Source organism: Sulfurivermis fontis (assembly GCF_004001245.1).
Lineage (GTDB): Bacteria > Pseudomonadota > Gammaproteobacteria > Thiohalomonadales > Thiohalomonadaceae > Sulfurivermis > Sulfurivermis fontis.
Genome location: NZ_AP018724.1, coordinates 751,338 through 769,641, shown reverse-complemented (window position 1 = coordinate 769,641; position 18,304 = coordinate 751,338). Strand labels below are relative to the sequence as shown.

Below are 18,304 nucleotides of genomic sequence, written 5' to 3'. Positions count from 1 at the left end.
GCTCAGTTCGGCTCCAGCGCCGCGCAGGGGCGGCGCTCCATTTCCAGATAGCGTTGCACGTCGGCGGCCTGGTCGGCCAGCAATGCCGCCCAGCTGTCGAACAGGCGCACGCTCTGCCGGCTGGCGAACAACACCGCATCGGCCCGGCGCGCCAGCAGGGCGTCATTGGCCGCCACCAGCAGCAGCTCCACCCGCGGCCGCACCTTCTCTACCAGATAATTGCGTAACGCTTCCGCCGCCGGCACATCCAGGCCGTCCAGCGGCTGCTCCAGCAGCAGCACGCGCGGTTCCAGGATCAGGGCGCGGGCGATGAGCAGATGGCGCCGCTGCAGCTCGCTCATGTGCGCCGGCAGGGTGTCATGATCGGCATCATAGGCGATCTCGCCCAACAGTGTCCGCGCCCGCCGCTCCACCTCGTGCTCCGGCGCCAGACGGTGGTAATGCGCCGGCAGCATCACGTTGCGCAGGCCGCTCATGATGGACAGCAGGGGCACCGCCGGACTGACATAGCCGACGCGCCGGCGCAGCTGCTGCCAGCGGTGCGCCCCGGTCCCGTTCAGCGGCCGCCCCAGCAGCAGCAGGTTGCCCGCGGCAGGCGGCGCCAGGCCGGCCAGGGTATGCAGCCAGGCCCTGAGCCGCTCCCGCCCCGGACCGGCCAGCACCACCAGCCCGCCGCTCAGGACCAGATCGAGCGCCGGCGGCGCGTCCAGCCCCGCCGGCACCAGCCCCTCGGCCCGCAGCAGCACCTCATCACTCATAACAGGGTCACCGCCATCAGGCCGTCGAGCAGGAAGATCAGCACCAGGCTGTTGACGATGGCGCGCTGCGTCTCCTGCGGCACCTCGGTGGGCGAAATGCCGACGCGCAGGCCGTGATAACAGGCGCTGCCGCCGATGAGCAGGCCGAACATCAGGTTCTTGACGACAAAACCGACCAGGGCGACGGGGTCGAAGGCCAGCGGGATCGCCAGCAGATACTTGAGGTAGCCGAACGACGCCAGCAGGGCGCTGAAGAACACGCCGCTGACCACGGCGATCACCGCGAAATAGACCGCCAGGATCAGCTGCGACAGCGCCACGCCCACCAGGCGCGGGCTGATGAAGAAGTCCTGCACATCGATGCCGAGCAGGGTCAGCCCCTCCACCTCGCGGTGCAGTTTCATGTTGCCGAGGTCGACGGCGATGGCCGAACCGGTGCGGCCGATGACGATGATGGCGGTGAGCAGCGGCGCCAGCTCCAGCGCCACCACCTTGGTCAGCACGTTGATGACGTCGGCCTCGCTGCCGACCACCTGGAACAGCAGGATCAACTGGGCGGTGATGCCGGCGCCCACCGCCAGCCCGAGCAGGGTGACCGACAACAGGGCATCGATGCCGGTGAAGATCATCTGCGCGATGACGGCGTGGTAGCTGGCGCGGTTGAACAGGCCGCGGCGGCCGCCCCAGCTGCGCATGGCGTACAGCACGAACACCGTCAGGTCCACCACGTACAGCAGCGACTGCAGGGTGCGGCGGCCAATCAGGCCGGCCAGCGCGGCGGGGGACAGGTGGGATTTGGCGATCATCGGTCAGGGGGTCGGGGCATGCGCTCGTGCGCACACTATACCGAATCCGCGCCGCGGAAACGGAACGGGCCGCACAAGCGGCCCGTTCGCAGACAATCCGGCAAGAGGGTCAGCGGTCGTATTCCGGCTCCGCCATGATCTTGTGGATCGACAGGTCGGCGCCGTGGAACTCCTCCTCCTCGGACAGGCGGATGCCCACCAGCTTCTTCAGGGCGCCGTATACCACCAGACCGCCGGTGAAGGCGATGACGATGCCGAGCACGGTGCCGACGAGCTGGGAGGCGAAACTCACCCCACCCATGCCACCCAGGGCCTCCAGACCGAAGAGGCCGGCGGCGAGGCCGCCCCAGGCGCCGCACAGGCCGTGCAGCGGCCACACGCCGAGCACGTCGTCGATCTTCCAGCGGTTCTGCGCCAGGGTGAACAGCCAGACGAACAGGGCGCCGGCGATGCCGCCGGTGACGAGCGCCCCCAGCGGGTGCATCAGGTCGGAACCGGCGCATACCGCCACCAGCCCGGCCAGCGGGCCGTTGTGGACGAAGCCGGGGTCGTTTTTGCCCGCCAGCAGGGCCGTCAGGGTGCCGCCGACCATTGCCATCAGCGAGTTGACCGCCACCAGGCCGGAGATGCCCGCCAGGGTCTGTGCCGACATCACGTTGAAGCCGAACCAGCCCACGGTGAGGATCCAGGCGCCCAGGGCGAGGAACGGAATGCTGGAGGGCGGGTGGGCGTACACCTCGCCGTTCTTGCCGTAGCGGCCCTTGCGGTGCCCCAGCTGCAGCACGGCGGCGAGACCGATCCAGCCGCCCACCGCATGCACCACCACCGAGCCGGCGAAGTCGTGGAAGGCGGCGCCGAAGGCGGCGGTGAGCCAGTCCTGCAGACCGTAGCGGGCATTCCACACCATCCCCTCGAAGAAGGGATACACCAGGGCCACCAGCACGAAGGTGGCGGCGAGCTGCGGCTGGAACTTGGCACGCTCGGCGATGCCGCCGGAGACGATGGCCGGGATGGCGGCGGCGAAGGTGAGGAGGAAGAAGAACTTCACCAGCTCATAGCCGCTCTTGTCGGCCAGGGTCGGCGCGGCGCTGTAGAAGCTGACGCCGTAGGCCACGGCGTAGCCGATGAAGAAATAGGCGATGGTGGAAACGGCGAAGTCGGAGATGATCTTGACCAGGGCGTTGACCTGGTTCTTGCGCCGTACCGTGCCCACCTCCAGGAAGGCGAAACCGGCGTGCATGGCGAGCACCATAATGGCGCCCAGGAGGACGAACAGGACATCGTTTGGTGCAGTGTTGGGTTCCATCTTGGCTCCTCGTAGCGGCAATCTGCCGCAACGTAGAGCAAGAACCGCACCATTGTTGTGCCTCAAATAAAAATCAACGGCTTAACGACACCGACGGCTCCCGACCGTCCCCGCATTGCACCAATGCGGTGCCCACAAGGGATGCGGCGATCCATCTCGGGGCAATGCCGCGGCCGCTTCACTCCGCCCGCTTCACCGCCGCCCACTGCGCATCCATCTCTGCCAGGCTCGCCTCGGCCAGCGGCTTGCCCAGCCCCGCCTCCACGGCCCGGAAGCGGCGCTCGAACTTGCGCGTGGCCTCGCGCAGCGCCGTCTCGGCATCGACCCCGGCATGGCGCGCCAGATTCACCGTGGCGAACAGCAGGTCGCCGATCTCGGCGGCCACGACCTCCTGCGCGGCACCGGCCGCCAGCTCCGCCGCCACCTCGTCGACCTCCTCGCGCACCTTGGCCAGCGGCCCGGCGATGTCGGGCCAGTCGAAACCGGCGCGGGCGGCACGCTTCTGGATCTTCTCGGCGCGCACCAGCGCCGGCAGCGCCACCGCCACGCCATCCAGCGCGCTGTGCGCCTGCCGCTCCGCCCGGGCGGCACGCTCGGCGGCCTTCTGCGCCTCCCAGCGCGCGGTCTGCTCGGCGGCATCGGCCACCGGCACGTCGGCGAACACATGGGGATGACGGCGCACCATCTTGTCGACGATGGCCTGCACCACGTCATTGAAATCGAACTGTCCCGCCTCGCGCGCCATCTGGGCATGGAACACCACCTGGAACAGCAGGTCGCCCAGCTCCTCGCGCAGTTCCGCCATGTCCTGCCGGGCGATGGCGTCGGCCACCTCGTAGGCCTCTTCCAGCGTATAGGGGGCGATGGTGGCGAAGGTCTGCTCACGATCCCACGGACAGCCCTGCTCGGGGTCGCGCAAGGTCGCCATCACCTTGATCAGTTCATCGATGCTCATTGCATGAAATCTTGGCCGCAGATGTTTTACTGATCCGTCCGCGGCATCGGATTCTGCCGCCAGCGCTGGAACGACAGGCCACGCTGGTGCGCGCCGCTCAGCACATAATCCAGCACGCTGCGCAGGCGATAGAAGTTGACCACCGAATCGACGCGGATGATCTCCTTGCCGTGCCGGTCGAAGAAGATCAGGGTCGGCGCATAGAACAGTCCCAGTTCGTCGGCCCAGCGCCGCGCCGTGGTGCGCTGACCGGCGGGCGTCACCACCCGGGTATCCGACCACATATCCAGCTGCACCGCATCGAGCATGGCGAACTGGCCGGTGATCACTTCATTCTTCAGCGGCCCGCTGTGCAGCACGTCGCAGGCGTGGCAGTCGCCCTGTTCGAAAAACACCGCCAGCGGGCGCTGCCCGGCGATGCGGCTGCGATCCAGCACGTAGGGCGGCGGAATGAAGAACGGCTGCTCGTTGAGGTCGTCCGGCTCGAAGCGCGGCAACGGTTCTGCGCGCTCCAGATACTCGCGGAAGGTTTCCTTGCGATAGTGGCCGTCGGCCACGTACTCCAGCGCGGCGCGGAAGCGGTAGGGCGGGTAGTAGCCGCGCAGGCGCAGCGCCTCCCTGCCGTCGGCATCGAAGAACAGCAGGGTCGGCGTGAAGGTGGCCTGCTGCCGCTCGGCGAACTCCTTTTCCGTCATCTGTGCGCCGGTAAAATCGGTCACCGTGCGATCGCCCCAGATATCGGTGGCGATGAAATCGAAATGGGTGCGGGTGTAGGTGGCGATGTCGCTCTTGGCGAAATTCACCGTCATCAGCTTCTTGCAATAGGGACAATGCTTCTGCCCGAAGTAGACGATGATGCCGCGCTTGCCGTCCTGCACCGCCTCCTCCAGGTCCTCGCGCAGGTTGAGAAAACTGAGCTTGAACCAGTCCGGATGTTCGAAGGACTCGTCCAGCGGCGCATCATCAAAAGACAGCGACTCGAAATCATCCTCCGGCGCCGCCTGCAGCGGCGGCGCACCGACCAGGGCGCAGGACAGCAACAGGGCGAGGATGGCGAGGTGTTGTTTCACGCACGGACTCCGGCGGGGATGACGAGTACCGATGTTACCCGAAGCCCCGCAGCGATGCACATTAACACCGACGCGCCGCAGGGTTACACTGCACGACAGTACAACCGCCTCACAGGGAGCATCATGACAGCCAGCAGGATTGGTCTCGTACTCGGCAGCGGCTCGGCGCGCGGCTGGGCCCATATCGGCGTGATCCGCGCCCTCGCCGACGCCGGCATCGAGCCGGACATCGTCTGCGGCAGCTCCATCGGCGCCCTGGTCGGCGCCGCCTATGCCAGCGGCAACCTCGACGTGCTGGAGCGGTGGGTCCGCCCCCTCACCTTCTGGGACGTGGTGCGCCTGCTCGACATCAAGATGCAGGGCGGCCTCATCGAGGGAGTCACCCTGATGGACTCCTTCCGCGACAAGATCCGCGACACCAATATCGAACAGCTGGACCTGCCCTTCGCCGCCGTCGCCACCGACCTCGGCAGCGGCCACGAAGTATGGCTGCAGCAAGGCCCGCTGCTGCCGGCCGTGCGCGCCTCCATCGCCCTCCCCGGCCTGTTCTCGCCCACCCGCATCGATGCGCAATGGCTGGTGGACGGCGGCCTGGTCAATCCGGTGCCGATCTCGTTGTGCCGGGCCATGGGCGCCGACTTCATCATCGCCGTCAACCTCAACAGCGACATCGTCGGCCGCCATCTGGCACCGAAGGGCAAGCGCAAAAAGGAAACGCCCGCCGCAGAGGAAGGAGGCCGCCGTGACCTGTTCGATCAACTGCTCAAGCAGCTCAACAGCGGCTTGCGCGAACGTGCGATGAATGCCTGGCGCCGCGAGCGCAAAGATGCCGAGGCGCCGCCCGGCCTGTTCGAGGTACTGGCCAGTTCCATCAACATCATGCAGGACCGCATCACCAAGAGCCGCATGGCCGGCGATCCACCCGATATCCTGCTGTCGCCGCAACTGGGCCAGCTCGGCCTGCTGGAATTCGACCGCGCCAACGAGGCCATCGACGAAGGCGTCGCCTGCGTCAAGCGCCAGCTGCCGCAGCTGCGGCAGGCGCTGGAACGGCTGCGCAAATAGGGACTAAATCCGCCGCAAGGCGACAAACTTGTGGTTGGCGTCGAACTCCAGCTCGAACTCGCCACGCACCCCGTCATGGGTGACGAAGGGCCGCAGCCGCTCGGCGGGAAACTGCACGCGACGGCCGTCGCGGCCGGTGGCGATGACGCTGTGCGCCGCCCCCTGGTAATAGGCGAGATAGCGCTCCGGCGGGATATTGAGGTGAAAACGGACGGTCGGCATACCGCGTGAGGCGGGGCGACGGAAACGCCCTGACAGTGGAACCCTACTGATCCTTCTTGCTGCGGCCAATCTGATGCAGCGGCACCACCACCTCGGCCTTGGGCTTCACATCGCCCGGCATCTGCGGCCGCAGGTCCATGCTGCGCCCGGCCTCGCTGGCCAGCTCCTGCTCGCGCGCGCTGATCAGCACCAGACACTGGCGCAGATCCTCGATGGTGCGGTCGGACAGCGGATGCTTCATGCCCGGCGCGGTGGCGGTGTCCTTGATCACGCCGGTCAGCGTCATCTTCACGGCGCGCAGGATCTGTTCTTCTTTGCTGCGGGTTTCGTTGCTCATCATGTTCTCCGGCGGGGGAAGTCCCGCGTCATTGCCCGGCAGTGTACCCCACATGCGGCCGCCATCCCAAAGCCTTATACTGTGAAATCAAAACCATAACCCGCAATGATTTTGCGCCTATCCAATTCAACCCGGAAAACCCCATGCCCGCCACGCCCCCCGACGCCCTGCTGTTCATCGCCCCCGGCTGCCCGCACTGCCCGGTCGTGCTGCAGGCCCTGAGCGAAATGGTGAAACAGGGCAGCATCGGCCGCCTCGAGGTCATCAACGCCGCCGCCCATCCCGAACAGGCCGCCGCACTCGGCGTGCGCGCCGCCCCCTGGACCCGCCTCGGCCCCTTCGAACTGGAAGGCGCACAAACGCCGCAGGAATTGCGCCGCTGGCTGGAGCTGGCCGGCCAGTCCGACGGCATCACCCGCTACCTGGAACAACTGCTGCGCGACGGCCAGCTCGCCCGCGCCGAACAGCAACTCGCCCGCCACCCCGACTGGCTGGCACACCTGCTGCCTCTGCTCACCCAGGCCGACACGCCGATGCAGGTGCGCGTCGGTGTCGGTGCATTGATCGAAGGCCAGGCCGGCAGCGCGGAATTGCAGGCGCTGGTGCCCGCGCTGGGCGAACTCAGCCGCGCAACTGATCACAGCGTGCGCGCCGATGCCTGTCATTACCTCGGTCTCAGCGGCAGTGCGGAGGCGGTCCCGTTGTTGCGGGCGCGGCTGGAGGATGAGAATGGGGATGTGAGGGAGATAGCGGGGGAAGCGTTGGACGTGTTGCAGCAGGTGTAGCGAAGGGGCCTTCTCCTCCCCCATGCATATGGGGGAGGCCGGGAGGGGGCGCGTGGGAGTGGTGCGCTGTCGCGCGCTGGATTTTATGCGGGGAGCCGCCCCGCGCGCGGGTTACTTTCTTTGTCCCGCCAAAGAAAGTAACCAAAGAAAGTCGGTCCGACTCCCGCGCCGCTATCGCGGTCCCCTGCGCTTCATTCGGCACATCCCTGTGCCTCACCCTTCGGGCAGCCTGCGGCTGTGCAAATCGGCAATCCTGCCGATTTGTCTCCCCCGAATCGGCGCTCGCCTGCGGCATCGCGCGGGTGGTGTACGCCAGCGCACACGGCTACCTTTTGGAATGGATTTAAGGGTACTGAACCCTTTAAGGAATATCTGAATAAGTCCATCCTGGACTTCTCAGGTCGCTCCCGCCCCTCCCTGGGCTGCGCGACATAAGTCCTTCCGTGGACAAAACCACGCCAAGCGAAAAGTGTGATTTTCGCTTGGCTTCAATTTTCAACGACTTATCGTCGTTGAAAATTGGCGGCACATCCCTGTGCCGCGGAAGTTCTGAACTTACTTCAGAGCTTCCTTAACGTGCTTTAACGGACTGGGAAGATGACTCGAAATTCAGCACCCTGGGCGGGAATGCCGTCCGCCGCGATGCGCGGAGGCGATTATGACTTTCACGCCATGATGCGATATTGAAAGTCGATACTGATTGCAGTCTCGAATTCTTATGTTTGCGCGTCGACTGCGCAGTCGATCCGGGGCTTTCCGAGGCATCGTCCCTGCGGGATAATCGCCGCATGTCTTCCCGTTCCGCCGTTTATCCCCAGCCCCTCGACGCGCCTTTCCGCATCGTCGATGACCGCGGGCGGCCGATGAATCCCGGTTTGGCCGCGCCGCCGGTTTGCGACCTGCGCTTGCAGGCGGGCGCGCTCGGCGGCGCGGTGGCCTGTCTGTCGCTCGCCCTGCCGCGCGCTCATTGGCTGGAAGGCGATTGCTGGCTCGCCGGCGGGCCGGAGGCCGATCCGGTGAACATCGTCCTGTCGCTGTCCGGTGTCTGCGATTACCGTCAGACCCGGGGGGATGGCATCCACTTCAACCGCGGCGAGCTGAAGATCTTTCTCGGCACGCCGGAGCAGACGCAGGCGCGGGTCTGCAACGGCGAGGAATCGTTTTTTGCCGTGGACATCTCCATCGGCCGCCGCGGACTCGAGCGTCTGTATGAAGAAGGCGCCCTGCCGCCGCCGCTCGCATCGCTCGCGGCCGCCGGCGTGGTCGCGCCGCGGGAATCTACCTGGCCGCTGCTGCCGGTGTACGAACACATCGCCCGCGAACTGGCCGCCTCGCTCGCCTGGGGGCCGGAAGGACGGCTTTATCGCGAGGGCAAGACGCTGGAACTGATCGCCTTGCTGCTGCACGAGTGGAATGCGCCGCGCACCGCTCCGGGCCCGTCGCTGGTGCCGCTCGTGCGCAGCCGCCTCGACGGGGCGCGTGACCGGCTCCTCGCGCAGATGGCCGACCCGCCTTCCATAGAGGCACTCGCACGGGAAGCGGGCCTCGGGCTCACGGCCTTCCGCGAGGCCTTCCGCCGCCGCTTCGGTCTGCCGGTCTATGAATTCCTGCGCGTCGCGCGGCTGGAAGCGGCGCGCACGCTGCTCGCCGACGGCCTGCCCGTCCAGCTCGCGGCGCACCGTGTCGGATATGCGAGCGAAGCGGCCTTCAGCCGCGCCTATCGGCGTCATTTCGGCCACCCGCCCTCGGCGGTCCGCTGACTTTCCTTCCACCTCCCTCGCCGCGATGCCGCGGCAAAGAAACGCGATGGCGCCGCAAACCGCGCGCATCGCGGATCGGTTTCAATCCTGCCGTTTGTCAATCCATGGCATGGGAGGGAACCATGAACCGCGCTTATCGCCTTGTCTGGAGCGATCGTCTCCGCGCCTTCGTCGCCGTCGCCGAATTCGCCCGCGCCCGCGGCAAGCGGGCCTCCTCTGCCGTCCTCGCCGCTGGCCTCATCGCCGTCCTGCCGGGACTGAGTCTTGCCGCCAATCTCCCCGAAGGCGGCCGGATCGTCGCGGGATCGGGCAGCATCACGCAATCCGGCAACACCATGACGGTGAGCCAGAGCACCGACCGCCTGGCCGCCGACTGGCAGAGCTTCTCCATCGGGCAGGGCTATGCGGTCAACTTCGTGCAGCCTTCTTCCTCCGCCATTGCGCTCAACCGCGTGCTCGGTTCCGACGTCTCCCGCATCCAGGGCAGCCTCACCGCCAACGGCCAGGTGTTTCTCGTCAACCCCAACGGCGTGCTCTTCAGCCCCACCGCCCGGGTCGAGGTCGGGGGCTTGGTGGCCTCCACGCGCGACCTGTCGGTGGAAGACTTCATGGCAGGCAACTATCGCTTCAGCGGCAGTGGCAATGCCGCCATCCGCAACGAGGGTGACATCAAAGTCAGTCCCGGCGGGACGGCGGCCTTCATCGCCGCCAGGATCGAGAACGTCGGGCGGATCGAAGCGCCGCAAGGCAACGTGCTCATGGCCGCGGCCGATACCGTGCGGCTCGATCTCGGCGGGCCGGTGAAGCTCGAAGTCGAGAAAGGGGCGCTCGATGCGCTGATCGCACAGGGCGGCGCGATCCTCGCCGACGGCGGGCGGGTGCTCTTGACCGCCCAGGCCGCCGATGAGCTCACCGCCGCCGTCATCAACCACACGGGGATCACCGAAGCGAAGACCTTGGCCACCGGCGAGCAGGGCGAAATCATCTTGCTTGCCGACATGAAGACTGGACAGACGAACGCGGCGGGCGCGTTGAAGGCCGCTTTCGTCGAGACCTCGGCGGCCAAGGTCGCGCTCGCCCCGGACCTCGAGGTGGACACCCAGGGCGGCGCCTGGCTGATCGACCCGGTAGATGTCGAGATCGACGCGGCCGCGGCCGCCGCGATCCAGACCGGCCTGCAAAGCGGCGACGTGACCGTCTCCACGGCCGGGGCGGGCGCGGATGCCGGCGACATCACGGTCGGCGCGCCGATCGCCTGGTCCAGCCATGTCCTCACCCTGCGCGCCGACGACGACATCGCCATCCGGGCGGCCCTGACCTCGACGGGCGCGACGGCCAACGACGGCCTGCGCCTGCAATACGCCCAGACCACCGCGAGCGGCGACTACACCATCGACGCGCCGGTCAACCTCGCCGCCGGTTCGCTGTTCCAGACGCAGAAAGGGAGCGAGGCGGCCGCGACCTACACCGTCATCACCGACATCGCCGCCCTGCAGAACATCAACGGCGATCTCGCCGGCAACTACGCCCTCGGCGCCGATGTGGAATACGTCTGGCAGGCGGGCACCACCTTCACGCCCCTGGGCGGACATGCGGCGGGCGGAAGCACGGCCGAATTCACCGGCCGCTTCGACGGCCTGGGCCACACCATCAGCGCCCTGTCCATCGAGATGCTGGGCACCCGCGACAAGGTGGGCGTGTTCGGCCAGACGCAGGGCGCGCAGATCCGCAACCTGACGCTCGGCGGGCTCGACATCGCCGGGGAGAGGAATGTCGGCGCGCTGATCGGCTATGCGCAGGATACTGCCGTGACCAACGTCCATCTCGTCGACGGCAGCGTGCGCGGCACGGCGGATCACGTCGGCGGCCTGATCGGTCAGGGCTTGCGGGTCACCCTCGACGGCGTGTCGGTCGATGCGGGCAGCGCCGTGCTCGTCGAGGCCGCCGGGTCCGATGTTCTCCAGAACGTCGGCGGACTGGCCGGCACGCTGATCTCCAGCACGGTCCAGAACGCCTCGTCCGCCGCCCGTGTCCAAGCCAGCAATTTCAATGGCATCGAGAGCTACGTCTGGAACGTCGGCGGCCTCGTCGGCAATTTCCGACGATCCGGCCCGGCCGACACGGCCCTGATCGCCGACTCGCACGCCACCGGCGCGGTCATCGCCGATGCGAGCTACGAGGCCGCCTATGTGGGCGGACTCGTGGGCCGGAGCACTTACGCCGACATCACCCGCGCCTGGGCCGCCGGCAACGTCAGCGGCCACCACCACGTCGGCGGACTGGTCGGCCAGGCCGACGCGGTGGAGTCCGGCGGCGTCACCTACGGCAGCATCAGCCAAGCCTACGCCGAAGGCAACGTCACCGCCAGCGGCGATGCGGCGGGCGGCCTGATGGGCGAGAACTGGGGCGTCGTCAGCGACGTCTATGCCACCGGCGACGTGACCGGCAACGATGCCGTCGGCGGCATCGCCGGCAGAAACTGGGGCGCGCTCGCCAGCATCAGCCGCGCCTGGTCCTCGGGCAAGGTGACGGGTACGGGCAATCTAAGCGGCGTCGGCGGGCTGGTCGGCGTGGTGGCCCATGGCGCCTCGCTCAGCGAAAGCTATTGGGACAGCGAGACCGCCGGACTCGTCAGCCGCGATCCCCTCGGCCTTATTCCGCCGATGGGCTGCGGCTACTTCATCTCGAGCGGCTCTTGCGACGACCATGACCTTACCACCGCCGATGCCCTGAAAAAGGCGAGCTATGCCGGCTTCGACTTCGCGAACACCTGGTTCATGCTCGACCAGGACGGCCACTTCCGCCCGCTGCTGCGCATGGAGTGGAGCGACACCATCGCCAACGCCCACCAGCTGCAACTGATGGCGATGAATCAGGACGCAAGCTACGTGCTGGCCAACGACATCGAGCTCGATGCGTATTTCCAGCGCGAGGGCCGCGCCAACATCTGGGCTACCGGGCTGGACGGCGGCGGAAACCCGCAAGGCCCCGGCTTCTCGCCCATCGGGCAGTTCGTGGAGACGGGCTGCGGGCCGGGGGGCTGTACGCAGCATCCCGAGCTCCAGTTCGGCGGCCGCTTCGACGGCCGCGGCCATGTCGTTTCGGGCCTTTACATCGACCGCCCCGACCTGGAGCACGTCGGCCTGTTCGGGATGACCCGCGATGCCGGCGTGGTGATCGAGAACGTCGGCATCGACGGCGGCCAGGTCAAGGGCGGCAATGTCACCGGCAAAGTCGGCGCGCTGGTCGGGATGAACAGCGGCACCGTCCGCAATGCCTGGGCCGGCGCCGAGGTGTCCAGCGGCGGCGAGTTTGCCGCGGTGGGCGGGCTGGTCGGGACCGTAACCAGTGACGCGCGAATCGAAAACGCCTACGCCACCGGCAACGTATCCGCCAGTGGCGGCACCAGCGCCGCCGGCGGGCTGGCCGGCGCGAACGGTGGCGTCATCCGCAACGCCCATGCGACCGGCAACGTATCGGGCTACCAGGCCGGCGGGCTGATCGGGAGCAACTTCGCCCATACTGCCGATGTCTCCTACACCTATGCCAGCGGCTCCGTGACGGGTACGATCGCCGGCGGGCTGGTGGGCGTTCAGGAAACTTCAAGCAGCGCCCTTGGTGGCATCACCCACAGCTTCTGGGATACGGTCACGACCGGCCAGTCCAACGGCTACGGCGGCGGCGCCGTGGACGGCACCTTCTCGGCCACCGGGCTTTCCACCGCCGGGATGCAAAACCCCTTCAGCTTCATCGACGACGGCTGGGATTTCGACGGCGTCTGGGCCAAGGCGCTCCACGACGGCGTCAACGGCGGCTACATGGTCCTGCGCGATCTGCAGCCCAACGAGACCCTCTACTCGGCCTACGTGCGGGTGAGCGACGGCCAGAACCTCGGCCGCGCCTACGGCAGCACCGACACCGCCGCCACCGGCCTCGCCATGACCGGCGCGCGGCTCGCCGACCTCACCGCGAGCTGGGGCAGCGCCGTCACGCCCACGGCGAACGCCGGCACGGTGTACAACCTCGCCGATGCCAACGTCCTCGCCTTCGCCCATGCCGACGGCGGCCCCGTCTGGGTCGACAGCCTGGGCGACGGCACGCTGACCATTACTCCCAAAGTGCTGACGATTTCTGGCAGCAGTGCGGCGGACAAGACCTATGATGGCACGACCAACGCCACAGTGACGCCGGGCATGCTTTCTGGCTTGGTAGGTAGCGAGACGCTCGGGGTATCGGCGACTGGCGCATTCGCCGACAAAAATGCCGGCACGAACAAGAACGTCAGCGTCATCTATACGCTGGCCGACGGCGCGAACGGCGGACTTGCCTCAAACTACACGCTGGTTAACGAAACGCTCACCGCTGACATCACCGCCAAGGCGCTGACCATCAGCGGCATGACGGCGCAGAACAAGGTGTATGACGGCACGACGGGCGCCACTCTTTCGGGCGGCAGTCTCGATGGCGTCATCTCTGGCGACACGGTGAGCTTCAGCGGTGCGACGGGGGCCTTTGCCGACAAGAACGTCGGCACGGGCAAGAGCGTCACCGTCAGCGGCACCACGCTCAGCGGCGCGGACGCTGGCAACTACACCGTCACCGATCCCACGGGGTTGACCGCCGACATCACACCCAAGGCACTCACCGCGAGCTATACGGCAAGCAACAAGGTCTATGACGGCACCACCGCTGCCACCGTGAATGCCACGAGCGGCGATATTGTCACGGGCGATACAGTGATGATCGCTGCCAGCGGCACCTTTACCGACAAGAACGCCGGTACCGGCAAGACGGTGACTGTCTCCGGCGGTGCGCTCTCCGGGGCGGATGCCGGCAACTACGCGCTGCAAAACCCCACCGACACGGCCAGTGCAGACATCACGCCGCGTCCTGTCGTGGTGACAGCGGATGCCAAGAGCAAGACCGAAGGCCAACTCGATCCGGCGCTCACCTATACGACCGGCTGCGCGGCGGGGCAGACGACCAACTGCGGCCTGGTTACAGGGGAAACTCTTACCGGCAGCCTCGCGCGCGACCCCGGCGAAGCCGTGGGCAGCTATGCCATCCAGCAGGGCACGGTGACCGATGCCAGCAACCCCAACTACGCCATCAGCTATGTGGGTGCCGATCTTAGCATCACGGCGTCAGGTGGTGGCGGCTCGGGTGGTGGCGGCTCGGGTGGTGGCGGCTCGGGTGGTGGCGGCTCGGGTGGTGGCGGCTCGGGTGGTGGCGGCTCGGGTGGTGGCGGCTCAGGTGGCAGTTTGGGCCAATCCTTCGAGACGGCGCTCGTCAGCGTACAGACGGCGGCAGATAACGTCAGCGATGCACCGGGGCTCGGCAGCAGAGCCTTTGGCGCTTCGCCGAATCTGCTCGTCATCGCCGGCGGCATCCGGTTGCCGGAAGGCATCCTGCCCGATGACGAGGAGTGGAGGCGCAAGTGAAGATGTCTTGCCTCTTTCCTGGTGGTTTTGCCGTGCTCCAACGAATCTCTAACAAGAAGGAAATTGAAACAAGTGAAACACCTGCACCTCTCTCCGCTTGCCGCCGCGCTGTGCGTGGTCTTCGCTTCTTCCGCACTTGCGCAGCCCGTCCCCGACGCCGGGCGCCTTTTGCAGGAAACGCAACCGGCACAGCCCGCGCCTCTGCCGCAACGCGAGTTGGGCCTCGCCCCGCCTGCCGAGGGCGAAGTCCTGCCCGGCGGGGCCACGGTCGCGCTCACGGGCGTGAAGATCGAAGGCAACACGGTCTTTCATGAGGCCGAACTCCTCGCCTTGCTGGGCGACGTCAAAGGCAAGACCTACGACCTCGCGGGACTCAGGGAACTTTCCGCCCGCATCACCCGCCACTACCGCGAAGCCGGCTACCCCTTCGCCCGGGCGCTCATCCCGGCGCAGCGCTTCGAGGATGGCGTGCTTACCATTCGAGTGATCGAAGGGCGCTATGGCAGGATCGACGTTCAAGGCGACGAGGCGGCGCAGGCGTTTCTTGCCGGCCTCGAACCCGGCGCCATGATCGAAGGCGCGCCGCTCGAGCGCCGCCTGCTTCTCCTGGGCGACCAGCCGGGCGTCAAGGTTTCTCCCATCCTGCGCCCCGGTCAGGAACTGGGCACCGGCGATCTCGTCGTCGAAGTCCAGCGCGAGCGGGCATGGCGCGGCGATGTGGGCCTCGACAACCACGGCAACCGCTACAGCGGCGAGATTCGTGGGCGGGCCAACCTCTCTCTCGACAGCCCCTTCACCCTGGGCGACCGGTTCGCCCTGCGCGCGATTGCAAGCGAGGAAGGCACCTGGCAGGGCGCATTCGATTACGGCCTGCCCCTGGGCGGCTCGGGGCTGCGGGCGAACGTGGGCTACAGCCATACCTACTACGAACTGGGCGAGGACTTCGCCAACCTCGACGCCCACGGCACGGCGAAGGTGGCGAGCGCGGGACTGTCCTATCCCGTCCTGCGCGGCCAGCAGGCCAACCTCGCCATCGGCATCCAATACCAGCACAAGAATCTGGAAGACCGGCAGGATGCGACCGCGACCCGCAACGACAAGACAAGCGATGTCGTGCCGCTTACCGTGCAGTTCGACCGGCGGGATAGCGCGGGCGTGACCTGGGGCAGTCTGGCTTACACCGTCGGCGATCTCGAACTCGATGCCGCGCTCGAAGCGGCCGACATCGCCAGCGGCATGGACAGCCGCGGGCATTTCGCCAAGTGGAACCTCGACCTCGCCCGGCTGCAGACGACGCCCATTGCCAACTTCAACCTCTATGGGCGGCTCTCGGCCCAGTGGGCAAACAAGAACCTCGACTCCTCGGAGAGTTTCCTCCTGGGCGGCCCGAACGGCGTGCGCGCCTATCCGGTGGGCGAGGGCAACGGCGACGAGGGCTATCTCGTGCAGCTCGAGGCGCGCTACCGGCTGGGAAGCGCCGAGCCGTATCTCTTTTACGATGCCGGCAAGGTGCGCATCAATGCCGACAACGGCAGGCTCGCCGCGCCCTTGGCCGACAACACGCGCTCGATCGCAGGCTCAGGCTTCGGCATCCGCTATGCCAGCGGCGCCTACAGTCTCGATGCGGCGCTCGCCTGGCGCACGCACGGCGGCAAACCCGAGTCCGACACCCGCGACACCAACCCGCATGGCTGGGTGAGCCTCGTCTGGCGGTTCTGAGCCTCCTCCGTAACGGACACTGTCGGGAGGTGTATCGAAATCGCCTAACGATCATGGTGGTTGGCGCCACCCAGAAGACGAATGAGACTTTGGGGTGGAAGGTAACGACTGAAGGTCGTGATAGTTTTTGGCGGCTCGGCCCCCGGCCTAACATGACCCGCCGGATTGACTCGCACCCCGAATTGCTTCCATGGAGAGCGCACGCTGTTCGAGGATGCCGATGGCAGCATGCGTATCGAGCAAAGACAGTTCTGTGCGTTCAAGCGGGATCGACGGGAGTTGGCGAATTGGGCTGCCTCGCTTAGCCCGACGAAGCCGTGGTGGAAAGTACCGGCATCTACTGGAAAAGCCCGTATGCGATACTGGAGACGATGGGCATACTCGCGAAGGTGATGAATGCACAGCACGCCAAGAATGTGTTGGGATGCAAGGCGGATGTTGGCGATACCCATCCATTGGCTGGCGATGCTGTATGGGCGGGTCTGCTGCGCGGCTCGTATGTACCACCGGCGAATGTGCGCGAGTTGCGCCTGATCGCCAGGCAGTGGCAGAAACTGGTCTGTCAGTTGGCCTCGGAGAAGAACCGCCTGCACAAGATACTGGCCGATAGCGGGGTGCGGTTCGGCGTTGTGGTCAGTTTGGCAGGTTGGGCGCGGCGTCCAGTCTTTCCCTCGGGAAAAGCCGAGTACATCAACTGCTCGGTCACAATACAAGGTTGGGCTGACGCAGGTAGCCCAACAGCGCGGACACGGCGGCTGTTTTGTTGGGCCTCGTACCTCACAACCCGCATTCCGGGTTCTTTGTGCGTGCGCGAAGCGCACGCCACCCGCGCGATGCCGCAGGCGAGCCGGGTTTGTCTTTTATCCCCTTTGGCTCGCCGAGCAACGCAGCCCGAGGCGGAATAGCTCGCAGGGGGCGCGCCATGGATGGCGCGCATTCTTCCGTCGGCACATGGACGTGCCGTCGGAAGAACCCGCCTCGGGCGAGTAGCGCAGGGAACCGCGATAGCGGCGAGACATCGGGGCCGACTTTCTTTGGTTACTTTCTTTGGCGGGACAAAGAAAGTGACCCGCGCGCGGGGCGGCTCCCCGCAAAAAATCCAGCGCGCGCAGCGCACCACACCCGCAGGTGTTACCTATGTCCCTGGACTATCTGACCGATAGATGCGCTACGCCGACCCACCTTGCACTCCATGTAGGAGCGGTTCTGCCGCGATGAAACGTCAAGCCGGGCGACACGCCGAATCGCGGCATAGCCGCTCCTACGCTGCCCTTCCCCACAGCGTGGGGAGGGCCGGGATAATTGAGGTGTAACTAAAGGAGGGAACTACAATGCCTGCGTGCAACGCCGCTTAAGGAAGGTCTGAATAAGTCCATCTGGACTTTTCAGACCACGCCAAGCGAAAAGTGTGATTTTCGCTTGGCTTCATTTTTCAACGACTTATCGTCGTTGAAAAATGGCGGCACATCCCTGTGCCGCGGAAGCTCTGAACTTATTCAGAGCTTCCTTAATGCCCCGCATCACTCCCATGCGCCGCCGCACCGATCTTGTCCATCACCGCAAACAGCACACCGGAGATCACCAGCACCACATGGATCACCACCTTCCACGCCAGCGCCTTGTCCTGCTCGGTCCAGGCCCAGGCGGCGGTCTCGGCGCCGGCGCCGCCGGAGCCGATGTGCACGAAGGCCTTGAGCAGTTCGATGGCGGAGATGGCGACGATGGAGGCGATCACCTTGGCCTTGAGGCCGGAGAAGTCGACCTTGCCCATCCAGTCGGGGCGGTCTTCGTGGCCGGCGGTATTGATCTTGGAGACGAAGTTCTCGTAGCCGCTGAACACGATGATCAGCAGCAGGTTGGCCACCAGCGACATGTCCACCAGGGTGAGCAGGGCGAGGATGAAGTCGGCTTCCTTGTACTCCAGCACATGGGGCAGCAGGTGGAAGAACTCCTGGCCGAATTTCACCAGCAACATGGCGATGCCGATCACCAAACCGAGGTAGAACGGTGCCAGCAACCAGCGGCTGTTGAAGATCATCACTTCCACGGCATGTTCGAGTTTCTTGCTCACGATGCTATC

At 66.3% G+C, this 18,304-nt stretch carries 13 protein-coding genes and 1 pseudogene; 6 read left to right on the top strand and 8 right to left on the bottom strand.

Annotated elements, in window-relative coordinates:
- Positions 1–2 precede the first annotated feature (2 nt).
- The 5 genes from EP379_RS04010 to EP379_RS03990 form a co-directional block, all read right to left on the bottom strand.
- Complete coding sequence (locus tag EP379_RS04010) at positions 3–758, bottom strand: ATP-binding cassette domain-containing protein (protein WP_127476083.1); 756 nt, start codon at positions 756–758, stop codon at positions 3–5.
- Entirely contained in the window at positions 755–1,564 is an 810-nt protein-coding gene (locus tag EP379_RS04005; RefSeq protein WP_127476081.1) for an MlaE family ABC transporter permease, read from the bottom strand. The genes EP379_RS04010 and EP379_RS04005 overlap by 4 nt, the downstream gene beginning before the upstream one ends.
- A 109-nt stretch (positions 1,565–1,673) precedes the next feature.
- A complete protein-coding gene (locus EP379_RS04000; RefSeq protein WP_127476079.1) occupies positions 1,674–2,870 on the bottom strand; it encodes an ammonium transporter in 1,197 nt (398 codons plus the stop codon).
- Positions 2,871–3,048: 178 nt separating this feature from the next.
- Positions 3,049–3,825: a nucleoside triphosphate pyrophosphohydrolase gene (mazG, locus tag EP379_RS03995; protein ID WP_127476077.1), complete on the bottom strand. Its 777-nt coding sequence runs from the start codon at positions 3,823–3,825 to the stop codon at positions 3,049–3,051.
- Between the two features lie 26 nt (positions 3,826–3,851).
- Positions 3,852–4,895, bottom strand: a complete 1,044-nt coding sequence (locus EP379_RS03990; protein WP_232023967.1) for a thioredoxin family protein — start codon at positions 4,893–4,895, stop codon at positions 3,852–3,854.
- A 123-nt stretch (positions 4,896–5,018) separates the two neighbouring features.
- Between EP379_RS03990 and rssA the strand changes: the two genes are divergently transcribed.
- Entirely contained in the window at positions 5,019–5,960 is a 942-nt protein-coding gene (rssA, locus tag EP379_RS03985; protein WP_127476073.1) for a patatin-like phospholipase RssA, read from the top strand.
- 3 nt (positions 5,961–5,963) lie between these two features.
- On the opposite strand, the gene EP379_RS03980 is transcribed toward rssA, so the two are convergent.
- On the bottom strand, positions 5,964–6,182 hold the full coding sequence (locus EP379_RS03980) for a DUF2835 domain-containing protein (RefSeq protein ID WP_127476071.1): 219 nt from the start codon (positions 6,180–6,182) through the stop codon (positions 5,964–5,966).
- A gap of 43 nt (positions 6,183–6,225) precedes the next feature.
- Positions 6,226–6,519, bottom strand: a complete 294-nt coding sequence (locus EP379_RS03975) for a segregation and condensation protein A (protein WP_232023966.1) — start codon at positions 6,517–6,519, stop codon at positions 6,226–6,228.
- Positions 6,520–6,662: 143 nt separating this feature from the next.
- Here EP379_RS03975 and EP379_RS03970 point away from each other — a divergent pair, with 143 nt between their 5' ends.
- The 5 genes and pseudogenes from EP379_RS03970 to EP379_RS16625 form a co-directional block, all read left to right on the top strand.
- Positions 6,663–7,304, top strand: a complete 642-nt coding sequence (locus EP379_RS03970) for a HEAT repeat domain-containing protein (RefSeq protein WP_127476067.1) — start codon at positions 6,663–6,665, stop codon at positions 7,302–7,304.
- Positions 7,305–7,987: 683 nt separating this feature from the next.
- Positions 7,988–9,064: an AraC family transcriptional regulator gene (locus EP379_RS03965; protein ID WP_127476065.1), complete on the top strand. Its 1,077-nt coding sequence runs from the start codon at positions 7,988–7,990 to the stop codon at positions 9,062–9,064.
- A gap of 122 nt (positions 9,065–9,186) precedes the next feature.
- A complete protein-coding gene (locus tag EP379_RS03960; RefSeq protein WP_172600368.1) occupies positions 9,187–14,505 on the top strand; it encodes a YDG domain-containing protein in 5,319 nt (1,772 codons plus the stop codon).
- Between the two features lie 72 nt (positions 14,506–14,577).
- On the top strand, positions 14,578–16,224 hold the full coding sequence (locus EP379_RS03955; protein ID WP_197722852.1) for a ShlB/FhaC/HecB family hemolysin secretion/activation protein: 1,647 nt from the start codon (positions 14,578–14,580) through the stop codon (positions 16,222–16,224).
- Positions 16,225–16,428: 204 nt separating this feature from the next.
- A pseudogene (locus EP379_RS16625) lies at positions 16,429–16,862 on the top strand (IS110 family transposase); the annotation flags it as partial.
- Positions 16,863–17,731: 869 nt separating this feature from the next.
- Here the strand turns inward: EP379_RS16625 and EP379_RS03940 are convergent.
- Positions 17,732–18,295, bottom strand: a complete 564-nt coding sequence (locus tag EP379_RS03940) for a TIGR00645 family protein (RefSeq protein WP_127476057.1) — start codon at positions 18,293–18,295, stop codon at positions 17,732–17,734.
- Positions 18,296–18,304: the final 9 nt, after the last annotated feature.

Bases quoted from the DNA above. Each gene is read 5' to 3' on its own strand.
- EP379_RS03970 (WP_127476067.1), top strand. From the start codon at position 6,663: ATGCCCGCCACGCCCCCCGACGCCCTGCTGTTCATCGCCCCCGGCTGC.
- mazG (WP_127476077.1), bottom strand. From the start codon at position 3,825: ATGAGCATCGATGAACTGATCAAGGTGATGGCGACCTTGCGCGACCCC.
- EP379_RS03960 (WP_172600368.1), top strand. From the start codon at position 9,187: ATGAACCGCGCTTATCGCCTTGTCTGGAGCGATCGTCTCCGCGCCTTC.
- EP379_RS04000 (WP_127476079.1), bottom strand. From the start codon at position 2,870: ATGGAACCCAACACTGCACCAAACGATGTCCTGTTCGTCCTCCTGGGC.
- EP379_RS03975 (WP_232023966.1), bottom strand. From the start codon at position 6,519: ATGAGCAACGAAACCCGCAGCAAAGAAGAACAGATCCTGCGCGCCGTG.
- rssA (WP_127476073.1), top strand. From the start codon at position 5,019: ATGACAGCCAGCAGGATTGGTCTCGTACTCGGCAGCGGCTCGGCGCGC.
- EP379_RS04005 (WP_127476081.1), bottom strand. From the start codon at position 1,564: ATGATCGCCAAATCCCACCTGTCCCCCGCCGCGCTGGCCGGCCTGATT.
- EP379_RS04010 (WP_127476083.1), bottom strand. From the start codon at position 758: ATGAGTGATGAGGTGCTGCTGCGGGCCGAGGGGCTGGTGCCGGCGGGG.
- EP379_RS03980 (WP_127476071.1), bottom strand. From the start codon at position 6,182: ATGCCGACCGTCCGTTTTCACCTCAATATCCCGCCGGAGCGCTATCTC.